The sequence below is a fragment of the Streptomyces sp. NPDC048606 genome (assembly GCF_040650855.1).
In the GTDB taxonomy this organism is placed as follows: domain Bacteria; phylum Actinomycetota; class Actinomycetes; order Streptomycetales; family Streptomycetaceae; genus Streptomyces.
On record NZ_JBEZIB010000003.1, the window covers coordinates 285,177 to 308,268 of the forward strand.

Sequence of the window (23,092 nt, forward strand, 5' to 3'; positions counted from 1 at the left end):
GCGTGCGCCGGGCCCCTCTCGCGTGGCTCTAGAGAGTGCCGAGCTTGATCATCGACAGCAGGGCGACCAGCTGGATCGCGGACGCGCCCAGCGCCTTCTGCCAGGGCAGGTCGTGCGACTTGCTGACCAACGAGGTGAACAGCGCGCCGGCGGCCAGCCAGGTGATCCAGCCCAGGACCTGGACGAACATGTTGTCGCCGCCCAGGAAGATCGCGAACACCAGACGCGGGGCGTCCGTGATCGACATCACCAGCATCGACAGCCCCACCGTCGGCTGCCACGCGCCGTCACCGCCGAGCTGACGCGCCAGCGTGTGCGTGACCGCGCCCAGGATCAGCCCGCAGATGACGAAGGCCACGCCCGTGCTGAGCACGATCGGGATCGCCTGGGTGAGGGTCGCCTTGATGGCGTCCTCGCGGGCCTTGTCGAAGCCGAAGACCGCGAGCATGCCGTAGAGGAACGTCACGACGAGCGCGGGACCCCACACGGCGTAGTCGCGCATCTGGAGGAACGTCGGCCCCGGGCGCATCACGATGCCGCGCAGGAGCTCCTTCCAGTGCAGCCGCGGTCCCACCGGCGCCGCGGCCGGGGCCGGGCCCGGGCCCGCCTGGTAGCTCGCCGCCTGGCCGTACGGGTCCTCGCCGAAGGAGAAGGCCTGGGTGTGGCCCGGGTTGTTCGCGTACGAGGACTCGTGCGGGGCCGTGTACGGGCTCTGCGGCTGCTGCGGCTGCTGCCCGTACGGGTCGAAGTACTCCGGCTCTCCGTGCCCCCCGGCCGCGCCCTGCTGGGGCCAGGCCTGCTGCGGCGGTGGGCCTGCGGGAGGGTACGGCTGATGCCCGTACGGTGCCTGCGGCGGTTGCTGCTGCTGACCGTACGGCTGCTGCCGCGGGGTGTGCGGGGGTTGTTGCGGGGGGCGGTTGTTGTCGCGCCCGCGTCCGATCCTGAATCCAGCCACGTGATCGAAAGTACCTGCTCCGCCGGGCGAGGGTGGCCGGGCCGCCGGAACACGCCGCCTTTGCGGCTGAGCTGTGACATCCCCTAGGGGGAGTGGGGGACGGGGATCCGGTGGGCGATTTACCCGGTTGCGGGTCAGTCTGCGGAGGTTCGTTACATTGTCGAGGGAATGCCTACATATCGGGCCCGTAGCTTCGTCGATGTCGCCGCCAAGGAGTGACGCACGAGCACGGAAAGAGTCCCTCACCATGCGCAGCAGCAGCACCCGACGCACCAGCCGCAGCACCCTTCGTACCGCCACCGTCCTCGCCGGAGCCGCCGCCGTCCTGGCGCTGCCCGTGGGCGCCGCCTTCGCGGACTCGCCGACGGGTCCGGAGCAGCCGGAGGTCCTGCCGGGGGTGGAGCGGCCGGCCGTGGACCCGTCGGTCGAGCCGAAGGTGGAGCCGTCGGTCGAGCCCTCCGTGCTGCCCGCGGTGGACCCGAGCACCCGGCCGACCGACCCGGCCGTGAAGCCGCCGGTCGAGGGTCGTGCGTACGTCACCACGGTGAAGCTGGCCGACGGCTCGATCGCCAAGGTCTACCGGATCGGCGGGGGCCACTTCGAGGCGGACGTCCTCGCGGGCGGCACGAAGCTCGACACCCTGGTCAGCAAGGGCGGCAAGCCGGCGTACGGACAGCACAACGGCCTGCACGTGGTCCTCCACCCGAACGGCACCGTCACCTCGTGGATCGAGGGCGCCAAGCCGAAGCCCAAGCCGGAGCCGAAGCCGGACCCGAAGCCGGACCGCGAGGTCCGCAAGGAGCGCTCGGTACGGATCGCCGTGCCGGACGGGTGCGTCGCGAAGCTGATCGACGGCCCGAAGGGCGAGCGCGTCGAGATCCGTACCTCGAACGGGCACCTCCTCGGCACGATCGACCTGAAGCACCCGAGCGTGATGAAGGACGGCTGGACGTACAAGCTCGTCCAGGACGGCAAGCGGGTCAAGTTCGTCGTCATCGACGGCAAGGGCGGCGGGGACAGCTGGGTCTACGACTTCGCCACCGGCCGACTGATCGAGACGTACAAGGTCGAGCGGGGCCGCGGCGGCAAGCCGGTTCCCGCCGCGGTCACCGGCGCCCCCGAGCGGGTCGTTCCCAAGGGCGCCGTGAAGGCCGGCGCGGAGGGCGTCCACACCCCGCGGGCCGAGGCCCCGGTGCTGCTGGCCGCCGGTGGCGGCATGGCCGCGGTCGGCGCGGCGGGCCTGGGCTTCGCGATGCTGCGGCGCCGCTAGGCGCCGCTGGTCCTCCGGTCGCCCACCGCGGTACGGATACGGGAACGGCCGGTCCCCCTGAGGGGGACCGGCCGTCGTCCGTCGTGACGGGTGGCGCCGGGGGCGCCGCCGGTTACTTGGCCTCGTCCGCCTTGGCGTCGTCCGCCTTGGTCGTGGCGGCCTTGGCCTCGGTCTCGGTCTCGTCCGCCTTGGCCTTCGCCTCGACCTCCGCGTCCACGGCGGGCCCGGCCTCCTCGGCCTTCTCGGCCTTGGCTTCCGGCTCGGTCTCCTCCGCCGCGGCGTCGACCTCGGGCTTGGCCTCGGGCTCGGCCTTCGCCTCGACGGCGGCCTTGTCGTCGGCCTTCGCCTCGGGTTCGGCAGCCGCCTCGGCCTCGGCCTCGTCGGCGGTGTCCGCCTTCGCCCCGGCTTCCGGCTCCGTCTCGGCCTTCGCGTCTTCCTCGGGCGCGGCGTCGGCCTTGACCTCGGCCTCGGGCTCGGGCTCGGACTCGACGGCGGCCTCGTCGTCGGCCTTCGCCTCGGCAGCGGCCTCGGCTTCCGGCTTCGACTCCGGCTCGGTAGCGGCCTCGGCCTTCGCCTCGGCAGCGTCGGGCTTCGCGTCGGCCTCCGGCTCCGCCTCGGCTTCGGCCTTGACCTCGGCTTCGGCCTTGGCGGCAGCCTCGGCCTCCGGCTCCGGCTTCGCCTCGGCCTCCGCGTCCGCCTCCGCCTTGGCGGCGGTTTCCGCCTCCGCCTCCGCCTTCGCCTTCGCGGCGGCAGCCGCTTCGGCTTCCGCCTCGGCCTTCGCCTTCGCGGCAGCGGCGGCGGCAGCGGCCTCTTCGGCCGCCTTCGCCTCGGCCTCCGCGGCGGCCTTCGCCACCGCTTCGGCCTCCGCCGCCGCGGCGGCCAGTTCCTCTTCCGTCGGCTCCGGGGCCTTGACCGACTCCAGCAGCAGCTGGGCGACGTCCACGACCTGGACGGACTCCTTGGCCTGGCCGTCGTTCTTCTTGCCGTTGACCGAGTCGGTCAGCATGACCAGGCAGAACGGGCAGGCGGTGGACACGATGTCCGGGTTCAGGGACAGGGCCTCGTCGACGCGCTCGTTGTTGATGCGCTTGCCGATCCGCTCCTCCATCCACATCCGCGCGCCACCCGCGCCACAGCAGAAGCCCCGCTCCTTGTGGCGGTGCATCTCCTGCTGGCGCAGGCCCGGAACGGCCGACATGATCTCGCGCGGCGGCGTGTAGACCTTGTTGTGCCGACCCAGGTAGCAGGGGTCGTGGTACGTGATCAGGCCGTCGACCGGGGTCACCGGCAGCAGCCGGCCCTCGTCGATCAGGTGCTGGAGCAGCTGGGTGTGGTGGATGACCTCGTACTCGCCGCCGAGCTGCGGGTACTCGTTCGCGATGGTGTTGAAGCAGTGCGGGCAGGTCGAGACGATCCGCTTCGCGGACTTCGGCTTCTTCGTCGACGGGTCGTCGTCGTCCTCGCCGAAGGCCATGTTCAGCATGGCCACGTTCTCCTGGCCGAGCTGCTGGAACAGCGGCTCGTTGCCGAGGCGGCGGGGCGAGTCACCGGTGCACTTCTCGTCGCCGCCCATGATCGCGAACTTGACGCCCGCGATGTTCAGCAGCTCCGCGAAGGCCTTCGTGGTCTTCTTCGCCCGGTCCTCCAGGGCGCCCGCGCAGCCGACCCAGTACAGGTAGTCGAACTCGGAGAGGTCCTCCGCGTCCTTCCCGATGATCGGGACCTCGAAGTCGACCTCCTTCGTCCACTCCACGCGCTGCTTCTTGGCCAGACCCCAGGGGTTGCCCTTCTTCTCCAGGTTCTTGAGCATCGTGCCCGCCTCCGACGGGAACGCGCTCTCGATCATCACCTGGTAGCGGCGCATGTCCACGATGTGGTCGATGTGCTCGATGTCGACGGGGCACTGCTCCACGCACGCGCCGCAGGTGGTGCAGGACCACAGCACGTCGGGGTCGATGACGCCGTTCTCCTCGGCGGTGCCGATCAGCGGGCGCTCGGCCTCGGCCAGGGCGGCCGCCGGGACGTCCTTCAGCTGCTCGGCGGTGGCCTTCTCCTCGCCCTCCATCGTCTTGCCGCCGCCGGCCAGCAGGTACGGGGCCTTGGCGTGCGCGTGGTCGCGCAGCGACATGATCAGGAGCTTCGGGGAGAGCGGCTTGCCCGTGTTCCAGGCGGGGCACTGCGACTGGCAGCGACCGCACTCGGTGCAGGTGGAGAAGTCGAGGATGCCCTTCCAGGAGAACTGCTCGACCTGGGAGACGCCGAAGACGTCGTCCTCGCCGGGCTCCTCGAAGTCGATCTCCTTGCCGCCGCTGGTCATCGGCTGGAGCGCGCCGAGCGCGGTGGCGCCGTCGGCGTTGCGCTTGAACCAGATGTTCGGGAAGCCGAGGAAGCGGTGCCAGGCGACACCCATGTTGGTGTTCAGCGAGACCGTGATCATCCAGATCAGCGAGGTGCCGATCTTGATCATCGCGGTGAAGTAGATGGCGTTCTGGAGGGCGCCGAGCGACATCCCCTTGAAGGCCAGGACCAGCGGGTACGAGACGAAGTACGCCGGCTCGTACGAGTCCACGTGGTGGATCGCGCCCTCAAGCCCGCGCAGCGCGAGGATCGCGAGGCCGATGGTGAGGATGATGTACTCGACGAAGTACGCCTGCCAGGCCTTCGAGCCGGCGAAGCGCGACTTGCGACCGGCCCGCGAGGGGAGGTTGAGCAGTCGGATGACCATCAGCACGACGATGCCGACGACCGTCATGATGCCGATGAACTCGGTGTACATCTCGAACGGCAGGAACTCGCCGACGATCGGCAGCATCCAGTCGGCCTGGAACAGCTGGCCGTACGCCTGCACGAGGGTGGGCGGCAGCGTCAGGAAGCCGATCGCGACGAACCAGTGGGCGAAGCCGACGATGCCCCAGCGGTTCATCCGGCTGTGCCCGAGGAACTCCCTGACCAGGGTGATCGTTCGTTCCTTCGGACGGTCCGTGCGGCTGCCCGCCGGGACGGGTTGGCCGAGTTTCACGAACCGGTAGATCTGCGCCACGGCTCGGGCGAGCAGCGCGACGCCGACCACGGTCAGGACCAGCGACACGATGATCGCGGCGAGTTGCATGGAAGGGCTCCTCGGGCGGGACTTACTAAGCGGTAACTTATTGAGTCAAGGCTTGAGGTTACCCATTTCCCGCGCCGCACTGTAGGTGAGCGAGCGGTGATCTGTGTCGCTCAGGCATGCCTCTGTCGGTAGGCCGCCCGAGGCGTCTGAGCGAGGATCGCGAGATCCATCCCCAGCCAATGGCTCTCCACATAGTGCCGGTCCAGCAGGTCCATCTCCTCCCAGGGGAGGTCCGAGCGCGCGCTGACCTGCCACAATCCGGTCATTCCGGGTCTTACCCACAGGCGCAGGGGTCGATCCGCCTCGGCCCGCGCGAGGGGGCCGACCAGCGACATCTCCCCGCGCAGCACGTTCAGCAGTTGCGGCGTCCCGTCGAGGGCGCACCGCCGGATCCACGCGCCCACCCGCCCCGCGCCCTCCGTGCGCAGCCGCCAGGCACGGAACGGCCGCCCGCCCATCCCGAGCACGGGTTCGCGTACGAGGACCCGCGCTCGCGGGCGCAGGCCGAGCGCGGCGCCGGCCACCAGCAGCGGCACGAGGAGCAGCCCGAGCAGGATCGCCGCGCCGACCAGGTCGAACACCCGCTTGGCCGGCCACGGCCCGGGTCGGGCGGGGAGCGTGAGCAGCAGAGGCATGCCGGCAGCGTGCCGGACGCCCGCCGCGCCCCGGGCGCGCCGCGCGGCGGGCGTCCCCCGCATGGGGGGAGTCCCGCGGGCCCCGCCCGTGCCCGGTCGGGCGCCCGGTTCCACCCTGTCCGATCTGTCCATGAGCGTAAGGGCTGCCTAAAGGTTGAGTCCCTTCGACTCACCTCTGTTGACGCGAGCGCACTGGTGGGGCATTCTTGAGCCTGTTCCACTCAAGTCAGCTGGAGGAATCGAAATGGCACGTGCGGTCGGCATCGACCTGGGCACCACTAACTCCGTCGTCAGCGTTCTCGAAGGCGGCGAGCCCACCGTCATCACCAACGCCGAGGGCGCCAGGACCACGCCGTCCGTCGTCGCCTTCGCCAAGAACGGCGAGGTCCTCGTCGGCGAGGTCGCCAAGCGCCAGGCGGTCACGAACGTGGACCGGACCATCCGCTCCGTCAAGCGCCACATGGGCACTGACTGGAAGATCAACCTGGATGGCAAGGACTTCAACCCGCAGCAGATGAGCGCCTTCATCCTGCAGAAGCTGAAGCGCGACGCCGAGGCCTACCTGGGTGAGAAGGTCACGGACGCGGTCATCACCGTCCCGGCCTACTTCAACGACTCCGAGCGTCAGGCGACGAAGGAGGCCGGTGAGATCGCGGGCCTCAACGTCCTGCGCATCGTCAACGAGCCGACCGCCGCCGCCCTGGCCTACGGCCTCGACAAGGACGACCAGACCATTCTCGTCTTCGACCTCGGTGGCGGCACCTTCGACGTGTCGCTCCTGGAGATCGGTGACGGCGTCGTCGAGGTGAAGGCCACCAACGGTGACAACCACCTCGGTGGTGACGACTGGGACCAGCGCGTCGTCGACTACCTGGTGAAGCAGTTCGCCAACGGTCACGGCGTCGACCTGTCCAAGGACAAGATGGCGCTCCAGCGTCTGCGCGAGGCCGCCGAGAAGGCGAAGATCGAGCTGTCCTCCTCCACGGAGACCTCGATCAACCTGCCCTACATCACGGCTTCCGCCGAGGGCCCGCTGCACCTGGACGAGAAGCTCACGCGCGCCCAGTTCCAGCAGCTGACGGCCGACCTGCTCGACCGCTGCAAGACCCCGTTCCACAACGTCATCAAGGACGCCGGCATCCAGCTGTCCGAGATCGACCACGTGGTCCTGGTCGGCGGCTCCACCCGCATGCCGGCCGTCGCCGAGCTCGTCAAGGAGCTCACCGGCGGTCAGGACGCCAACAAGGGTGTCAACCCGGACGAGGTCGTCGCCATCGGCGCCACCCTCCAGGCCGGTGTGCTCAAGGGTGAGGTCAAGGACGTCCTGCTCCTCGACGTGACCCCGCTGTCCCTCGGCATCGAGACCAAGGGCGGCATCATGACCAAGCTCATCGAGCGCAACACCACGATCCCGACCAAGCGGTCCGAGATCTTCACGACGGCCGAGGACAACCAGCCGTCCGTGCAGATCCAGGTCTACCAGGGCGAGCGCGAGATCGCGGCGTACAACAAGAAGCTCGGCATGTTCGAGCTGACCGGCCTGCCGCCGGCCCCGCGTGGCGTCCCGCAGATCGAGGTCTCCTTCGACATCGACGCGAACGGCATCATGCACGTGACCGCGAAGGACCTCGGCACGGGCAAGGAGCAGAAGATGACCGTCACCGGCGGCTCTTCGCTCGGCAAGGACGAGGTCGACCGCATGCGCCAGGAGGCGGAGCAGTACGCGGACGAGGACCTGCGCCGCAAGGAGGCGGCCGAGTCCCGCAACCAGGGCGAGCAGCTCGTCTACCAGACGGAGAAGTTCCTCGCGGACAACGCGGAGAAGGTCCCGGCCGAGGTCAAGACCGAGGTCGAGACGGCCGTCACCGAGCTGAAGGACAAGCTCAAGGGCGACGACGCCGCCGAGATCCGCACCGCGACCGAGAAGCTCGCCGCGGTCAGCCAGAAGCTCGGCCAGGCGATCTACGCCGACGCCCAGGCGGCCCAGGCCGCCGGTGGCGCCGAGGGCGCCCAGGCGAAGGCCGACGACGACGTCGTCGACGCCGAGATCGTCGACGACGAGAAGCCGAAGGGTGGCGCTGCCTGATGTCGGAGGAGACCCCGGGTTTCGACGAGAAGCCCGAAGTCCCCGCCGACGGCACGCCTGACGACGCCGCCGAGCCGAAGGCCGCAGCTTCCTCCAAGGAGGAGGCCGCGGCCCCGGCCGGGGACTCCGCAGCACAGTCCGCCCAGGACACGGCCCTGCTGGCGCAGCTGGACCAGGCCCGTACCGCGCTCGGTGAGCGCACCGCGGACCTCCAGCGGCTCCAGGCCGAGTACCAGAACTACCGCCGTCGCGTGGAGCGGGACCGGGTCGCCGTCAAGGAGATCGCGGTCGCGTCCCTCCTGACGGAGCTCCTCCCGACCCTGGACGACATCGGTCGGGCCCGGGAGCACGGCGAGTTGGTCGGCGGCTTCAAGTCGGTGGCCGAATCGCTGGAGACCGCCGCCGCCAAGATGGGGCTGCAGCAGTTCGGCAAGGAGGGCGAGCCCTTCGACCCGACGATCCACGAGGCCCTGATGCACTCGTACGCGCCGGACGTCACGGAGACGACCTGTGTGGCGATCCTGCAGCCCGGGTACCGGATCGGCGAGCGTACGATCCGCCCCGCGCGGGTCGCCGTGGCCGAGCCCCAGCCGGGCGCGGCGCCGGCCGCCAAGTCCGAGTCCGCGGATGGCGACACGCCGTCTGACAAGGACGCGGATGCCCCCGACAAGGGCTGACGCACACCATGTAGGCAGAGGGATCCGAGAGGAGGGACACCGGGGATGAGCACGAAGGACTTCGTCGAGAAGGACTACTACAAGGTCCTCGGTGTCCCGAAGGACGCCACCGAGGCCGAGATCAAGAAGGCGTACCGGAAGCTCGCGCGCGAGTTCCACCCGGACGCCAACAAGGGCGACGCCTCGGCCGAGGAGCGCTTCAAGGAGATCTCCGAGGCGAACGACGTCCTCGGGGACGCCAAGAAGCGCAAGGAGTACGACGAGGCGCGCGCCCTGTTCGGCAGCGGGGGCTTCCGCCCCGGCCCGGGCGCGGGCGGCGGTTCGTTCAACTTCGACCTCGGCGACCTCTTCGGCGGGACCCAGCAGGGCGGTCCGGGCGGCGGCTTCGGCGGCGGCCTGGGCGATGTGTTCGGCGGCCTGTTCAACCGCGGCGGCGGCGCCGGCGCGGGTGGCCCCCGTACCCAGCCGCGCCGCGGTCAGGACGTGGAGTCCGAGGTCACGCTCTCCTTCACGGAGGCCGTGGACGGGGCGACCGTCCCGCTGCGGATGTCCTCGCAGGCTCCCTGCAAGGCCTGTTCGGGCACCGGCGACAAGAACGGCACCCCCCGGGTGTGCCCGACCTGTGTCGGCACCGGCCAGGTCTCGCGGGGCAGCGGCGGCGGCTTCTCGCTGACCGACCCCTGCGCGGACTGCAAGGGCCGCGGCCTGATCGCGGAGAACCCCTGCGAGGTCTGCAAGGGCAGCGGGCGCGCCCGCAGTTCGCGGACCATGCAGGTCAGGATCCCGGCAGGCGTCTCGAACGGCCAGCGGATCCGGCTGCGCGGCAAGGGGGCCCCGGGCGAGCGCGGCGGCCCGGCCGGCGACCTGTACGTGGTGGTGCACGTCGACAGTCACCCGGTGTTCGGCCGCAAGGACGACAACCTCACGGTGACCGTTCCGGTGACGTTCGCCGAGGCGGCCCTGGGCGCGGAGATCAAGGTCCCCACGCTGAACGGCCCCTCGGTCACGCTGAAGCTCCCCCCGGGCACCCCCGGCGGCCGTACGATGCGGGCCCGCGGGAAGGGTGCGGTCCGCAAGGACGGCACCCGCGGCGACCTCCTCGTCACGGTGGAGGTGGCGGTCCCGACGGAGCTGTCCGACAAGGCCCGGGAGGCCCTGGAGATGTACCGGGACGCGACGGTATCGGAGGATCCGCGCGCCCAGCTGTTCGACTCCGTGAAGGGAGCATGAAATGGACGGCCGCCGCAGTCAGCCCCGTTTCGGTAACGGGCCCTACCAACTGACCGACGAGACCCCGGTCTACGTGATCTCGGTGGCCGCCCAGCTCTCGGGCCTGCATCCGCAGACCCTGCGCCAGTACGACCGTCTCGGGCTGGTCTCCCCGGACCGGACGGCCGGCCGCGGCCGGCGGTACTCCGCCCGGGACATCGAACTGCTCCGCACCGTCCAGGCCCTGTCGCAGGACGAGGGCATCAACCTGGCCGGAATCAAGCGGATCATCGAACTGGAGAACCAGGTGGCGGCGCTCCAGCAGCGCGTCGCCGAGCTGTCCACCGCCGTGGACGGCGCGGCCGCCGCCCTCCAGGCCCGCGAGGCGCAGGTGCACGCCTCGTACCGCCGCGACCTGGTGCCGTACCAGCCGCCGCAGCCGGGCAACGCCCTCGTCGTCTGGCGCCCCAAGCGCCCGATGGACTGACGGCCCGCACAGCGCGTCGAAGGCCCCGCCCGGACTCCGGGCGGGGCCTTCGCGCGTCTGTTCGTCGTACGTCCGCCCGGGAAGTCCGGCCCGGGAAGCCCCGCCGAGGCCCTCCAGGGCTCCGTGGGGCCCCGCGGGGGCGGTGCGAGGGGTTCCGGGTGGCCCCGGGGTCCGTACGGGCCCCCGGGGGCCGCTCAGGCCTCCGGGCCCTCCGGCGCTCCCGCGTGGTGGAGGATGCCGGACTGGGCGATGAGGTAGCCGAGCTGTGCCCGGCTGCCGCTGCCCAGGGCCGTCGCGAGGCGTGCGATGTGGGCCCGGCAGGTGCGGACGTTCATCCCGAGCCGGCGCGCGATGGCCTCGTCCACGTGCCCCTCGACCAGCAGCTGGGCGATGGAGCGCTGCACGCCCGAGATCCCGTCGGGCGTGTGCGTGTACGTGACCTCGTCGCTCAGCGGCACGGCGCGCCGCCACAGCTGCTCGAAGACCTTGATGAGGTAGTCCACCAGCCCGGGGTGGCGCAGCTCCAACGCGACCCGGCGGTCGTCGCTGACCGGGATGAAGGCCACGGTCCGGTCGAAGACGATGAGCCGCTCGATGAGTTCTTCCAGCGTGCGGATCTCGACCTTTCCCGTGGAGATCCGGTCCACGTAGGCGAGCGTGCCCTGACTGTGGCGGGCGGTGTGCTGGTAGAGGGTCCGGATGCTCACGCCCCGGTCGATGAGCGGGGCGTCGCGCTCCAGGGCCTCGCTGAGGGCGTAGGAGGGCCGTGCGCCGCCGGGCTGGACGGTCAGCATCTCCGTATGACATTCGGCCGTCGCCAGATCGAGCGCGGCGTTGATCTGGTCGAATCCCTCCAGCACAGTGATGGCGTGGGTGTTGGCGGGGTTCTGCGCGCTGAGCGCGAGGAACGGCTCGAATGCATCGGTGAGGTCGACGGCGCTGCGCCTGCGGTCCTGGATCTCGCGTTCCAGGGGGTGCAGGCGCTGTGCGAGGGCGACCGCGGGCGGAACCGCGCGGAGCTGGTTCGCGTCATCCGGGTCGGGTCGCAGCAGGGCGAATTCAAGCAGGCAGGGGACGTTTTCAACTTCTCCCCTCGGCACCCGGCCCGTGCTGAGCGCCGCCGCGTACAGTCGCGCGCCCTCGTCGCACATGGCCGTCACGGGGTGGGGATGTGTCGGGTTTGTGTCTCTTATGGGCAAATCTCCACCCCCCAGGGTCCTGAACATGCAAGAACATGATGCATCGTCCCTGTGGCCGTAACGTGCCTGAATGAGCCATGGTCTGACGTGCGGGGGAGAGGATTCCATCAAGTGAGGACGAAGCCGACCATGTACAAGAGAATGCTTCGCTCGGCGCTTGCCGTTGTTTTCTCCGCTGTTGCGGTCTTTGGGGCAGTCAGCGCCGCCAGCGGAGATGCGGGGAGCGCTCTGGCCGACAGCGGTTGGAACACCGCGCCGGCAGGTAAGCCCGACAGCGGTTGGAACGCCACGCCGGCAGGCGAGGCGGACAGCGGCTGGAACATCGTCGCAGCCGACTTCGACAGCGGCTGGAACATCGTCGGACCGAACGACGAGTCGGACAGCGGCTGGAACACCACCCCCGTGACGGTCGTCTGATGACCCCCGACGACCGCGACTTCCGACGCGAGATGGCTTCGGCGTACCGGTCGGGTTGGCAGTTCATCGATCTCGTCACCGCAATCCCCTACGCCGGCGACTCGTTGATGGTCACCCTGTTCGGCCAGCCGATCGTCGTCGTGCGCGAGGAGGACGAAGACGTCCGCGCCTACCGCTGCCTGCGCCGCCCCCGGGGCGCACCGCAGCCCGTCCGCTGCGAAGTGCGGTACGGCATGGTCTTCGTCAACCTCGATCAGCGCGACCACCAGCTCTTCGAACCCGATGTCACCACCGCCGCCACCCCCCGCAGTGCCTGAAGCGATTCCCCCGTCGTTGCAGATCGCCTCAGGTGCTACCCCCACACAACGGCGCCATCGTGGACCTGACCACGATGGCGCCGTTGTGATGTCCGCGTCCAGTGGTTGAACCGGACAATCATCGAGGTGGCGCCCCGGGGCGTCCGGCACCGCCGGCCGGACGCAGGGTGCCGTCGGCCGCGGGCAGGGCGCCGTCGGCCTGAGGCCGTCCTCCGCCCGCCGTGCCTCAGGCGCGACCCATCGCCCGGTCCAGGGTGATCTCCAGGACCACCCGGTCCGGGTTGGGCGAGGGGGTCCGCCCGTAGCGCTCCGCGTAGCGCGCCACCGCCTCGGCCACCGACGCCGGGTCCGTACGGACCGCCGCGCGCCCCTCCAGGGTGGCCCAGCGCTTCCCCTGCATCTGGCACACCGCGACCCGCGCCGAGCCCTCCGGCGCCTCCAGGACGTTGCGGACCTTCTTGCTGTGCCGATTGCTGATCACCCGCGCCAGTCCGGCCTCGGGGTCGTAGGTGACCCCGACGGGCACCACGTGCGGCGTTCCGTCCGGTCGCGGGGTGGTCAGGGTGCAGACGTGCCGCTCCCGCCAGAAGGCGAGGTACTCGGGCGTCGGGTTGAGTACGTCATGGGACATGCGCCGAAGCGTACGGCGCGCTGCCTTGAGTGGAATAGACTCAACTTTACGCACGCTGTACGTGTCAGATCCATGCACGTACCCGATCCCTCCGGAGAGGAGAAGTCGCACGTGGACGCCGAACTGACCAACAGGAGCCGGGACGCCCTCAACGCCGCCACCAGCAGGGCCGTCAAGGACGGCCACGCGGACCTGACCCCCGCCCACCTGCTGCTGGCCCTGCTCGCCGGCGAGGACAACGAGAACATCACCGACCTGCTGGCCGCCACCGAGGCCGACCAGGCTGCCGTACGCGCCGGCGCCGAGCGGCTCCTCGCGGCCCTGCCCAGCGTCACCGGCTCCACCGTCGCCCCGCCCCAGCCCACCCGTGAGCTGCTCGCCGTCCTCGCGGAGGCCGACGCCGAGGCCGGCCGGCTCGGCGACGACTACCTCTCCACCGAACACCTCCTCATCGCCGTCGCCGCCAAGGGCGGCGCGGCCGGCGAGGTCCTTTCCGCACAGGGCGCGACCGCGAAGAAGCTGCTGGCCGCCTTCCGAGACGCACGAGGAGGACGGCGGGTGACCACCCCCGACCCCGAGGGCCAGTACAAGGCCCTGGAGAAGTTCGGCACGGACTTCACGGCAGCCGCCCGCGAGGGCAAGCTCGACCCCGTCATCGGCCGTGACCACGAGATCCGCCGCGTCGTCCAGGTCCTTTCCCGCCGTACGAAGAACAACCCCGTGCTCATCGGCGAGCCCGGCGTCGGCAAGACCGCCGTCGTCGAGGGCCTCGCGCAGCGCATCGTCAAGGGCGACGTCCCCGAGTCGCTGAAGAACAAGCGGCTCGTCTCCCTCGACCTCGGCGCGATGGTGGCCGGCGCCAAGTACCGGGGCGAGTTCGAGGAGCGGCTCAAGACCGTCCTGGCGGAGATCAAGTCCAGCGACGGCCAGATCATCACCTTCATCGACGAGCTGCACACCGTCGTCGGCGCGGGCGCCGGCGGGGACTCCGCCATGGACGCGGGCAACATGCTCAAGCCCATGCTGGCCCGCGGCGAGCTGCGCATGGTCGGCGCCACCACCCTCGACGAGTACCGCGAGCGCATCGAGAAGGACCCCGCCCTGGAGCGCCGCTTCCAGCAGGTGCTGGTCGCCGAGCCCAGCGTCGAGGACACCATCGCGATCCTGCGCGGGCTCAAGGGCCGCTACGAGGCCCACCACAAGGTCGTCATCAACGACAGCGCCCTCGTCGCCGCCGCCACCCTCTCCGACCGGTACATCACCTCCCGCTTCCTGCCCGACAAGGCCATCGACCTCGTCGACGAGGCGGCCTCCCGGCTGCGCATGGAGATCGACTCCTCGCCCGTCGAGATCGACGAGCTCCAGCGCTCCGTGGACCGGCTGCGCATGGAGGAGCTGGCCCTGAGGAACGAGTCCGACCCCGCCTCCCGCGAGCGCCTCGACAAGCTCCGCAAGGACCTCGCCGACCGCGAGGAGGAGCTGCGCGGCCTGACCGCCCGCTGGGAGAAGGAGAAGCAGTCCCTCAACCGGGTCGGCGAGCTCAAGGAGCGCCTGGACGACCTGCGCGGCCTGGCCGAGCGCGCCCAGCGCGACGGCGACTTCGACGCCGCCTCGAAGCTGCTCTACGGGGAGATCCCGGCCCTGGAGCGGGAGCTGGCCGAGGCCACGGAGGAGGAGGCCACCGCCGCCCAGGCAGGCTCCGCCAAGGACTCCATGGTCAAGGACGAGGTCGGCCCCGACGACATCGCGGACGTGGTCGGCGCCTGGACCGGCATCCCCGCCGGCCGCCTCCTGGAGGGCGAGACGCAGAAGCTGCTGCGCATGGAGGACGAGCTGGGCCGCCGCCTGATCGGCCAGACCGAGGCCGTGCGGGCCGTCTCCGACGCCGTGCGCCGCACCCGCGCCGGCATCGCCGACCCCGACCGGCCCACCGGCTCGTTCCTCTTCCTGGGCCCGACCGGCGTGGGCAAGACGGAGCTGGCCAAGGCGCTCGCGGACTTCCTCTTCGACGACGAGCGGGCCATGGTCCGCATCGACATGTCGGAGTACTCCGAGAAGCACAGCGTCGCCCGCCTGGTCGGCGCCCCGCCCGGCTACGTGGGCTACGAGGAGGGCGGCCAGCTCACCGAGGCCGTCCGCCGGCGCCCGTACTCCGTGGTGCTGCTCGACGAGGTCGAGAAGGCCCACCCGGAGGTCTTCGACGTCCTGCTCCAGGTCCTCGACGACGGCCGCCTCACCGACGGCCAGGGCCGCACGGTCGACTTCCGCAACACGATCCTGATCCTGACCTCGAACCTGGGCAGCCAGTTCCTCGTCGACCCGACCACCACGCCCGAGGACAAGAAGGCCCGCGTCCTGGACGTGGTCAGGGCGAGCTTCAAGCCGGAGTTCCTCAACCGCCTCGACGACCTGGTGGTCTTCTCCGCGCTGACCCGCGACGAGCTGGCCCACGTCGCCGAGCTCCAGATCGGCCGCCTCGCCCGGCGCCTGGCGGAACGCCGCCTCACCCTGGACGTCACCCCGGCCGCGCTGGCCTGGCTGGCGGACGAGGGCAACGACCCGGCGTACGGGGCGCGCCCCCTGCGCCGGCTGATCCAGACGGCCGTCGGGGACCGCCTCGCGAAGGAGATCCTCGCCGGCGAGGTCCGCGACGGGGACACCGTACGCGTGGACGTGGCGGGCGAGGGCCTGCTGGTCGGAAAGGTCCCGTAAAGGCCCTGTAGGGGGACGAGCCGGGCGGGCCGGGTGCCGGGAGGGCGCCCGCCCCGCCCGGCCCGGCTGTCCGCCCGGAGCGGATCGTGCCCGTTGGCTGGACACGAAGCGGGCCGGATGGTGGAGGATGAAGGTATCCGCACGAAGGGAAGTACACGGTGAGCATCGACCCGGCCTCGATTCCGAACTTCGGAGGGCAGCAGCCCGAGCCGCAGGCCACAGGACCGGCGGGCCCCGTCGTCCCCGACCAGGAGCTCGTCAAGCAGCTCCTGGAGCAGATGGAGCTCAAGTACGTCGTCGACGACGAGGGTGACCTCGCGGCGCCGTGGGAGGACTTCCGGACGTACTTCATGTTCCGCGGCGAGGACGAGCAGCAGGTCTTCTCCGTGCGGACCTTCTACGACCGCCCGCACGCGATCGACGACAAGCCGCAGCTCCTGGAGTCCATCGACGACTGGAACCGCCGCACCCTGTGGCCCAAGGTCTACAGCCACACCCACGACGACGGCTCCGTCCGCCTCATCGGCGAAGCCCAGATGCTGATCGGCACCGGCGTCAGCCTGGAGCACTTCGTGTCCTCCACGGTGAGCTGGGTCCGCGCCTCGATCGAGTTCGACAAGTGGCTCATCGAGCAGCTCGGGCTGGAGAAGGAAGTCGACTCCGCCGAGGGCGACGAGAAGCCCGAGGACGGCGACGGCAACTGATCCGCCGCGCTCACGGGGGCACGTCCGCCGCGAGCAGCAGGTAGACCCCGTAGCCGTACGAGAGCCCGGCCAGGCACCCGGTCATCACGACCGCGGCGCGTGGCCGGGCTCTGGCCATCGCGGCCGCCACCGGCAGCAGCAGCGGGAACGCCGGCACCAGGAACCGAGGCTTCGACTCGAAGAACCCGGCCCCGCCCAGCGTGATCACCAGCAGGGTCCCGGTGTACACCAGCAGCGCCAGGGGCAGCCGGCGCCGGACCGCCAGGGCCGCGAGGAGCACCGCCACGGCCAGGACGCCCACGGTGACGGTCGTGGCGAACGGCACCGGGGCGCCCGAGAGCACCTTCCAGATCGAACGCAGCGTCCCGACGCCGAAGTCGAACCGCGAGCCGAACTGCCGCTGCACGGTGAAGTACCCGAAGGGGTCGTGCCGGCGCGCGCCGACCGCCAGGACGTACGCCGCCCAGCCCGCCGGGGCCAGCAGCACCGCCGCCCACACCGCGGGCCGCCGCTCGCCCCGGACCGCGGCCCGCAGCGCGAGGAGGCTCACGGCGGCGGCCACCGCGATCCCCGTCGGGCGCGTCAGCCCGGCGAGCAGCGCGAGCCCCGCCGCCAGGGCCCAGCGCTCCCGCAGCAGGGCGTACAGGGCCCAGGCGGCGAGCGCGCACAGCAGCGCTTCGGTGTAGCCGAGGGTGAGCACCACCGCGTGCGGCAGCGCGGCCCACAGGGCCACCAGGAGCACCGCGGCCCGCGCCCCGAGCTGCCGCTCCCCGATCCGGTACACGCCGACGGCGGCGACGGCCGCGGCGATCCAGGCCACGGCCAGGGCGGACAGCGGGGTGCCCCCGGCGAGGCGGACCAGGGCGGGGAAGAGCGGGAAGAAGGCGTAGTCGCTCTGGATGGAGCCGTCGGCCCACATCTGGGTGCGGCCGTAGCCGTGGCCGGCGATCCCGAGGTACCAGACGGAGTCCCAGGAGCCGCCGAGGACCCGGACGGGGTTGCGGTCGACCCACCAGGCGCCGACGGTCACGACCACCGCCCCGACGCCCCGCACGGCGAGGAACACCGCGAGGGCGAGCAGGTGGGGCGGGGCCGCCGCGGCGCGGGCCCACAGGTCCCGCCGCCCCGGCCCGGCGGGCCGTGCGGGTCGTGTGGCGGGCGCGGCGGCGGGTGTGGCGGTGGGCGCGGCGGTGGTCCGGGCGCGGGGCGGGACGGTGGCGGTTTCGGCGCTCGGGATGGCGCTCGGGGTGGAGCCGGGGGCGGTGCTCGGGGTGGCGCTCGGGGCGGTGGTGGTGCCTGCGGTGGCGCTGATCGGGGTGTCGACGGTGGTGTCGGTCGGGGCGGGTCTCATGGGTCAGAGCCGCACCAGTCGGTCGACGGCCTGCCGGAGGATCTCCACGCGCTTGCAGAAGGCCCACCGCACCTGGGTGGCGCCGGCGGCCGTGTCGTCGTAGAAGACCTGGTTCGGGATGGCGACGAGCCCGCAGCGCTCGGGCAGCGCCCGGCAGAAGGCGAGGCCGTCCTTCTCGCCCAGGGGGGCGATGTCGGTGGTGATGAAGTAGGTGCCCTGGGGGCGGAAGACCTGGAGACCGGCGGCCTCCAGGCCCCCGGCGAGCAGGTCGCGCTTGTCCGCGAGGTCGCGGCGCAGGTCCTCGTAGTAGGAGTCCGGCAGGGCCAGGGCCTCGGCGACGGCGTACTGGAAGGGCCCGGAGGAGACGTACGTCAGGAACTGCTTGGCCGAACGGACGGCGCCGACCAGGGCGGGCGGGGCCGTGATCCAGCCGACCTTCCACCCGGTGAAGGAGAAGGTCTTCCCCGCGCTGGAGATGGTGACCGTGCGCTCGCGCATCCCGGGCAGCGAGGCGAGCGGGACGTGCCGGCCCTCGAAGACGAGGTGCTCGTAGACCTCGTCGGTGACCACGAGGAGGTCGCGCTCCACGGCGAGCTCGGCGATGACGGCCAGTTCCTCGCGGGTCAGGACGGTGCCGGTCGGGTTGTGCGGGGTGTTCAGCAGCAGCAGACGGGTGCGCGGGGTGATCGCGTCGCGCAGGGCGTCCAGGTCGGGGCGGAAGTGCGGGGCGCGCAGGGTCAGGGGCACGCGGACGGCGCCGGCCATGGCGATGCAGGCGGCGTAGGAGTCGTAGAAGGGCTCCAGGGCGATGACCTCGTCGCCCGGCTCCAGGAGGGCGAGCAGGGAGGCGGCGATGGCCTCCGTGGCGCCGGCGGTGACCAGGACCTCGGTGTCGGGGTCGTAGGACAGCCCGTGGAAGCGCTCCTGGTGCGCGGAGATCGCGGTGCGCAACTCGGGGACGCCGGGGCCCGGCGGGTACTGGTTGCCCCGGCCGTCGCGGATGGCGCGTACGGCCGCCTCGGCGATCTCGGCGGGGCCGTCGGTGTCGGGGAAGCCCTGGCCCAGGTTGATCGACCCGGTGCGGGCGGCCAGGGCCGACATCTCGGCGAAGATCGTGGTGCCGAAGGGTGCCAGACGGCGGTTGAGGAAGGGACGGCTGCTGCTCGCGGGTGCGCTCATGGGCGTCATCCTGCGGGGAACCTCTGGAGTTGCTCAAGTGCGCTTTGGCCGGAACGGGCCGAGGGAATCACCACGACACGCCGGGACATGGGGATCCCGGGCCCCGGGGGACCGGGGTGTTCAGGAAGGGGGAGAGGACATGGCCCTCGTCATCGTTCTCATCGTGATCGTCTCCGCCGTGGTGATCGGCTCGATCGTCTACGCGTCCGTGCGGGCGGCCAGGCGCGCGACCGACCGCCTCCGCAAGAGCGGGACCGGCTCCCGCGGCAGCGGCCGGGACAGCGGCTGGTGGGTGGCCGGGAGCTCCTCGTCGTCCGGCGGCTCCTCGTCCGGAGGATGCGGTTCCTCCTCGTCGTCCTGCGGTTCCTCCTCGTCGTGCGGGTCCTCGTCCTCCTGCGGTGGCGGAGGATGCGGCGGGAGCTGACACTGATGGGGGTGTCCGGACCTGCGTGAACAGGCCGCCCGGTGGGGACAACTTCCCTTGGGCGTCCTGTTGTTCGGCTCGGCGTTACGGCGTACGGGCGGGATGTTGTTGAACACGTGAACCGGGTGGCCCCCGGGGGGATGTAAACCCCGTCAAGTTGGGTAAAAACGCTGTGAGTGCCGTGCCTTTCATGATTCCCTCGGTTGAGTAGACCAGTCCCCGGACCTCCCGGGACTTCCTGTGGACCCGTGCCGGTGTCCCCCCACCCGTTGACCACCGCTGGCGGGCCCCGGCCCCTCTCCCTCGCGCGTTTGCGGAGCCGACTCATGCTCACGACCCTCCAGACCACCTATACCGACACGCGTGCCGCCGATCTCGCCTGGGCCCTGGGACGGGACCGGCTGCCCGCCCTGGCCGTACTGAACCTCCGGCTCGCCGACGCGAAGGTGGAGTTGCGCCTGCTCGGGGCCTCGCACCAGGTGCTCCTGGAGGAGGGCGAGGTGTTCTGTTCGGAGACCGTCGCGTGCATGCCCGGCAGCAGCACGCCACTGCCGCTCGGCGTGGCGAAGCGCGTGGGGGACTGGGAGTACGAGTTCGCCGCGCGCGTCGAGACCCTCTCGCGCGGCTCGTTCGCCGGACGGGCCCAGGAGCTGCTCGCCCTGGTCGCGGACCACCCGAACGGGCTGGCGGGCACCTTCCCGGGCAGCCCGCACGCCTTCACCGCGCTGCTCGCGCAGCGCCACGAGGGTCAGGTGCGTTGGCGGACCTGGCACGCCTACCCGCAGGAGGGCCAACTGGTGGCCACCCGCACCCGGGTCGGCGTGCGGATGGGGGCGCCCGTCTAGACACCGGTGTTGACGAGGCGTTACGCCAACTGGCCGGACGAGAGCGACAGTTGCACCCATGTGGGTGACAGGGTGTCAGTGGGCGGTGACGTACGGTTCGCTTCATGATCGACCGTTCCGCCCCGCGCGGGGTGCTCCCGGCGCCGGATCCGCGGGGCGTGCAGACCGTCTCGGCCGCCCTGCCCGTACACCCCCGGACCGGCCGACTCCTCGTCCTGGCCACGGTGTTCGTGTGCGCCGCCTGCGGGCTCGTGTACGAACTGGAACTGCTCGCCCTCGGCTCCTACCTCATCGGCGACTCCGTCACCCAGGCGTCCGTCGTGCTGTCCGTCATGGTCTTCGCCATGGGGGTGGGCTCCCTGCTCGCCAAGCGGTTGTGCCGGCGGCCCGCCTTCGGCTTCGGCGCGATCGAGGCGGTCCTCGCCCTGCTCGGCGGCCTCTCCGCCATGGCCCTGTACGCGAGCTTCGCCTGGTTGGGGGAGTCCCGTCCGGCGCTCGTCGCGTTCTCCTTCGCCATCGGGGTGCTCATCGGCGCCGAGATCCCCCTGCTGATGGTCCTCATCCAGCGGATCCGCCGGCAGGACGCGGGCGGCGCCGTCGCCGACCTGTTCGCCGCCGACTACGTGGGCGCCCTGATCGGCGGGCTCGCCTTCCCCTTCCTGCTGCTGCCGGTGTTCGGGCAGCTCACCGGAGCCATGGTGACCGGCACCGTCAACGCCGCCGTGGGCGGGGCGCTCGTCCTGTGGCTGTTCCGGGGCGACCTCAGCCCGCGCTGCCGCCGGCTGCTGATCGCCCTGAACGCGGTCGTCCTCGCCGTCCTCGCCGGCGCGACCTTGTTCGTCGACGACTTCGAGCGCGTCGCCCGCCGGGCCGTCTACGGCGCGGAGGTGCGGGTCGCCGTCCAGACCGGGGTGCAGGAGCTGGTGCTGACCGGACCGTCCGTGGGCTCCCCCCGCTCCCTCGACCTGTACCTCGACGGCCGGCTGCGGGTCAGCGGATACGACGAGTACCGCTACCACGAGGCGCTGGTGCACCCCGCCATGACCGGCCGGCACGCCCGCGTCCTGGTCCTGGGCGGCGGCGACGGGCTGGCCGCCCGCGAGGTCCTGCGCTACCGGGACGTCGCCTCCGTCACCGTCGTCGAGCTCGATCCCGGCGTGGTGCGCCTGGCCCGTACCGACCCCATGCTGTCCGCCCTCAACGGCCGTGCCTACGAGGACCCCCGCCTCGGCGTCGTCACCCCGCAGGACGCCTTCGGCTGGCTGCGCGGACCGGCCGCCCGGGACCGCTTCGACGTCATCGTCTCCGACCTGCCCGACCCCGGGATCACCCCCAGCACGAAGCTGTACTCGCAGGAGTTCTACGGGCTCGCCGCGCGGGCCCTGAACCCGGGCGGCCGGCTCGCGGTGCACGCGGGCCCCTTCACCACCCGCCCGCGTGCCTACTGGACCGTCGAGTCCACCCTGCGCGCGGCCGGCCTGCACACCTCCCCGTACAGCGCGGGCGGCCGGCTCTCCGGCTTCGCCGCCGGTCCCGACCGCACCCTCGGCGGCGGCTCGGCGGCGCTCCCGCAGGACTGGGGCTTCGTCCTCGCCGCCCGGGAGGGGACGCCCGAGCTGCGCGTGGACCAGAACGCGCCCGCCCTGCGCGCGGTGTCCACCCGCTCCCTGCGGGACGCCGCCCGGGAGGCCGCCCGGGGACGCCCCGCCGAGGGGCTGCCCCCCTCGACGCTGCCCCACCCGCGCTACAGCTGAGCCCCGGGCCCGGTAGTGCTTTGTCGGCTGGTGCGCCCGCAGCCCCACGACACCGGCCGGCAAAGCACTACCGGGCCGGCCGTCGTGTCCGGGTGCGGGTCCGTGTGCAGGGACGGCTCCCGTCGGTAGGCTCGACCGCATGGAGCATCAGGTGTTCGTTCCGGTACCGGCAGAAGACCTCCGCGCCGCGCTGCGCGACCCCGCCCGGGTGGCCCGCTGCGTACCCGGGCTCCAACACGACGCCGGCGACGGGTCGGGATCGTTGGCCGGGCGGCTCAGGGTCCGCGTCGGCGGCCACACCGTCACCTACCGGGGCGGCCTGACCGTCACCGAGCCCTCCCCGGAGCGGTTCGACGTCGAGGGCGGCGGCACCGAGGTCCGGGGCAGCGGCACCGTCACGCTCTCGCTCCGGTTGAGGCTGACCCCGCACGACGGCGGAACCCGGCTGGAGTTCGCCGGTTCCGCCGAGGCCGACGGCCGGGCCGCCGGCTTCGAACCCGAGGCCACCGTCACCGCCGTACGGCGGCTCCTGGACCGCTTCACCGCGAACCTCGCCGCCGAGGCGGGCGCGGGCCCCGTGGTCCCGGGCAGCCGGGAGGACTCCGAACTGCGCGACGCCGTCGCCGAGGCGGAGGAGGCCGAGGAGGCGCGAAAGGCGCAGGAGGCCGCCGCGGGCTCCGGGCGGTCCGGGGAGCCCGACGGTTCCGGGGCCCCCGGCGACTCCGGGGACGCCGCGGAACCGGACGGGGAGGGCGCCGGGCGGAAGGGGCCCGGGGAGCCGGCGGGCGCGTCCGTCTTCGACACCGACGTGCCGCCCCCGTCCCTCGACCCCGCCCTCGACCCCTTCCTCGACACGGACTTCACCGCGACCGGCGCCGGAGCGGGCGAACCCGGCCGTCCCCCGCGGCCCCCGGCCGAGGCCGCCCACGCCCGCCGCACGATGATCGGCCGCAGCGCCGAGGAGGTCGACCACGCGCCCCCGCGCGGGCGTTACGCACCGGTCCCCGCCCCCTCCACCGCCGGCACCGCTCCCGCGCTGCGCTGGATCGGGCCCGCCGCCGCCCTGGCGCTGGCCTCCGCCGTCGTCGTCGGAAGGGCGTTGCGCCGCCGCCGCTGACGCGCCGTAGGGTC

The 23,092-nt window shown here is 71.8% G+C and carries 19 protein-coding genes and 1 pseudogene; 13 read left to right on the forward strand and 7 right to left on the reverse strand.

Going from position 1 to position 23,092, the window contains the following annotated elements; translation table 11 throughout:
• Nucleotides 1–28: 28 nt before the first annotated feature.
• Nucleotides 29–955: a Yip1 family protein gene (locus AB0D01_RS05460; RefSeq protein WP_363053694.1), complete on the reverse strand. Its 927-nt coding sequence runs from the start codon at nt 953–955 to the stop codon at nt 29–31.
• Nucleotides 956–1,202: 247 nt separating this feature from the next.
• Between AB0D01_RS05460 and AB0D01_RS05465 the strand changes: the two genes are divergently transcribed.
• A complete protein-coding gene (locus AB0D01_RS05465; RefSeq protein WP_363053695.1) occupies nt 1,203–2,225 on the forward strand; it encodes a hypothetical protein in 1,023 nt (340 codons plus the stop codon).
• An 892-nt stretch (nt 2,226–3,117) separates the two neighbouring features.
• On the opposite strand, the pseudogene AB0D01_RS05470 reads toward AB0D01_RS05465, so the two are convergent.
• Nucleotides 3,118–5,334: pseudogene (locus AB0D01_RS05470) on the reverse strand ((Fe-S)-binding protein); the annotation flags it as partial.
• Between the two features lie 110 nt (nt 5,335–5,444).
• Nucleotides 5,445–5,969 carry a sugar transferase gene (locus AB0D01_RS05475; protein WP_363053696.1) on the reverse strand — a complete coding sequence of 175 codons (525 nt, stop codon included), beginning with the start codon at nt 5,967–5,969 and terminating at the stop codon, nt 5,445–5,447.
• Nucleotides 5,970–6,213: 244 nt separating this feature from the next.
• On the opposite strand from AB0D01_RS05475, the gene dnaK reads away from it, so the two are divergent.
• Genes dnaK through AB0D01_RS05495 form a run of 4 tightly spaced genes read left to right on the forward strand, consistent with a single transcriptional unit; the run spans nt 6,214 to nt 10,428 of the window.
• Nucleotides 6,214–8,055 carry a molecular chaperone DnaK gene (gene dnaK / locus AB0D01_RS05480; RefSeq protein WP_363053697.1) on the forward strand — a complete coding sequence of 614 codons (1,842 nt, stop codon included), beginning with the start codon at nt 6,214–6,216 and terminating at the stop codon, nt 8,053–8,055.
• Nucleotides 8,055–8,732, forward strand: coding sequence for a nucleotide exchange factor GrpE (gene grpE, locus AB0D01_RS05485; RefSeq protein WP_363053698.1), 678 nt, complete (start codon nt 8,055–8,057; stop codon nt 8,730–8,732). The genes dnaK and grpE overlap by 1 nt, the downstream gene beginning before the upstream one ends.
• Nucleotides 8,733–8,777: 45 nt before the next feature.
• The gene (dnaJ, locus tag AB0D01_RS05490; protein WP_363053699.1) at nt 8,778–9,962 is read left to right on the forward strand and encodes a molecular chaperone DnaJ; all 1,185 of its coding nucleotides are present in this window, start codon (nt 8,778–8,780) and stop codon (nt 9,960–9,962) included.
• A gap of 1 nt (nt 9,963) precedes the next feature.
• On the forward strand, nt 9,964–10,428 hold the full coding sequence (locus tag AB0D01_RS05495) for a helix-turn-helix domain-containing protein (protein ID WP_363053700.1): 465 nt from the start codon (nt 9,964–9,966) through the stop codon (nt 10,426–10,428).
• 194 nt (nt 10,429–10,622) lie between these two features.
• On the opposite strand, the gene AB0D01_RS05500 is transcribed toward AB0D01_RS05495, so the two are convergent.
• Entirely contained in the window at nt 10,623–11,654 is a 1,032-nt protein-coding gene (locus tag AB0D01_RS05500; protein ID WP_363053701.1) for a helix-turn-helix transcriptional regulator, read from the reverse strand.
• A 102-nt stretch (nt 11,655–11,756) separates the two neighbouring features.
• Between AB0D01_RS05500 and AB0D01_RS05505 the strand changes: the two genes are divergently transcribed.
• Nucleotides 11,757–12,044, forward strand: a complete 288-nt coding sequence (locus AB0D01_RS05505) for a hypothetical protein (protein WP_363053702.1) — start codon at nt 11,757–11,759, stop codon at nt 12,042–12,044.
• Nucleotides 12,044–12,361, forward strand: coding sequence for a (2Fe-2S)-binding protein (locus AB0D01_RS05510; protein WP_363053703.1), 318 nt, complete (start codon nt 12,044–12,046; stop codon nt 12,359–12,361). Before AB0D01_RS05505 ends, AB0D01_RS05510 begins: the two co-directional genes overlap by 1 nt.
• Before the next feature lie 226 nt (nt 12,362–12,587).
• Here AB0D01_RS05510 and AB0D01_RS05515 read toward each other — a convergent pair whose 3' ends face one another.
• Nucleotides 12,588–12,992, reverse strand: coding sequence for a TIGR03618 family F420-dependent PPOX class oxidoreductase (locus AB0D01_RS05515; protein ID WP_363053704.1), 405 nt, complete (start codon nt 12,990–12,992; stop codon nt 12,588–12,590).
• A gap of 111 nt (nt 12,993–13,103) precedes the next feature.
• Here AB0D01_RS05515 and clpB point away from each other — a divergent pair, with 111 nt between their 5' ends.
• Nucleotides 13,104–15,704, forward strand: coding sequence for an ATP-dependent chaperone ClpB (gene clpB / locus AB0D01_RS05520; RefSeq protein ID WP_363053745.1), 2,601 nt, complete (start codon nt 13,104–13,106; stop codon nt 15,702–15,704).
• Nucleotides 15,705–15,862: 158 nt separating this feature from the next.
• Nucleotides 15,863–16,408: a YbjN domain-containing protein gene (locus tag AB0D01_RS05525; protein WP_363053705.1), complete on the forward strand. Its 546-nt coding sequence runs from the start codon at nt 15,863–15,865 to the stop codon at nt 16,406–16,408.
• A gap of 10 nt (nt 16,409–16,418) precedes the next feature.
• Here AB0D01_RS05525 and AB0D01_RS05530 read toward each other — a convergent pair whose 3' ends face one another.
• The gene (locus AB0D01_RS05530; protein WP_363053706.1) at nt 16,419–17,759 is read right to left on the reverse strand and encodes a hypothetical protein; all 1,341 of its coding nucleotides are present in this window, start codon (nt 17,757–17,759) and stop codon (nt 16,419–16,421) included.
• A gap of 3 nt (nt 17,760–17,762) precedes the next feature.
• Nucleotides 17,763–18,938: a pyridoxal phosphate-dependent aminotransferase gene (locus AB0D01_RS05535; protein WP_363053707.1), complete on the reverse strand. Its 1,176-nt coding sequence runs from the start codon at nt 18,936–18,938 to the stop codon at nt 17,763–17,765.
• 288 nt (nt 18,939–19,226) lie between these two features.
• Between AB0D01_RS05535 and AB0D01_RS05540 the strand changes: the two genes are divergently transcribed.
• From AB0D01_RS05540 to AB0D01_RS05555, 4 genes are all read left to right on the forward strand, one after another.
• The gene (locus AB0D01_RS05540) at nt 19,227–19,391 is read left to right on the forward strand and encodes a hypothetical protein (protein ID WP_363053708.1); all 165 of its coding nucleotides are present in this window, start codon (nt 19,227–19,229) and stop codon (nt 19,389–19,391) included.
• 297 nt (nt 19,392–19,688) lie between these two features.
• Nucleotides 19,689–20,207, forward strand: a complete 519-nt coding sequence (locus AB0D01_RS05545; RefSeq protein WP_363053709.1) for a DUF2617 family protein — start codon at nt 19,689–19,691, stop codon at nt 20,205–20,207.
• Nucleotides 20,208–20,311: 104 nt separating this feature from the next.
• A complete protein-coding gene (locus tag AB0D01_RS05550; protein WP_363053710.1) occupies nt 20,312–21,961 on the forward strand; it encodes a polyamine aminopropyltransferase in 1,650 nt (549 codons plus the stop codon).
• Between the two features lie 139 nt (nt 21,962–22,100).
• Entirely contained in the window at nt 22,101–23,078 is a 978-nt protein-coding gene (locus AB0D01_RS05555) for an SRPBCC family protein (protein ID WP_363053711.1), read from the forward strand.
• Nucleotides 23,079–23,092: the final 14 nt, after the last annotated feature.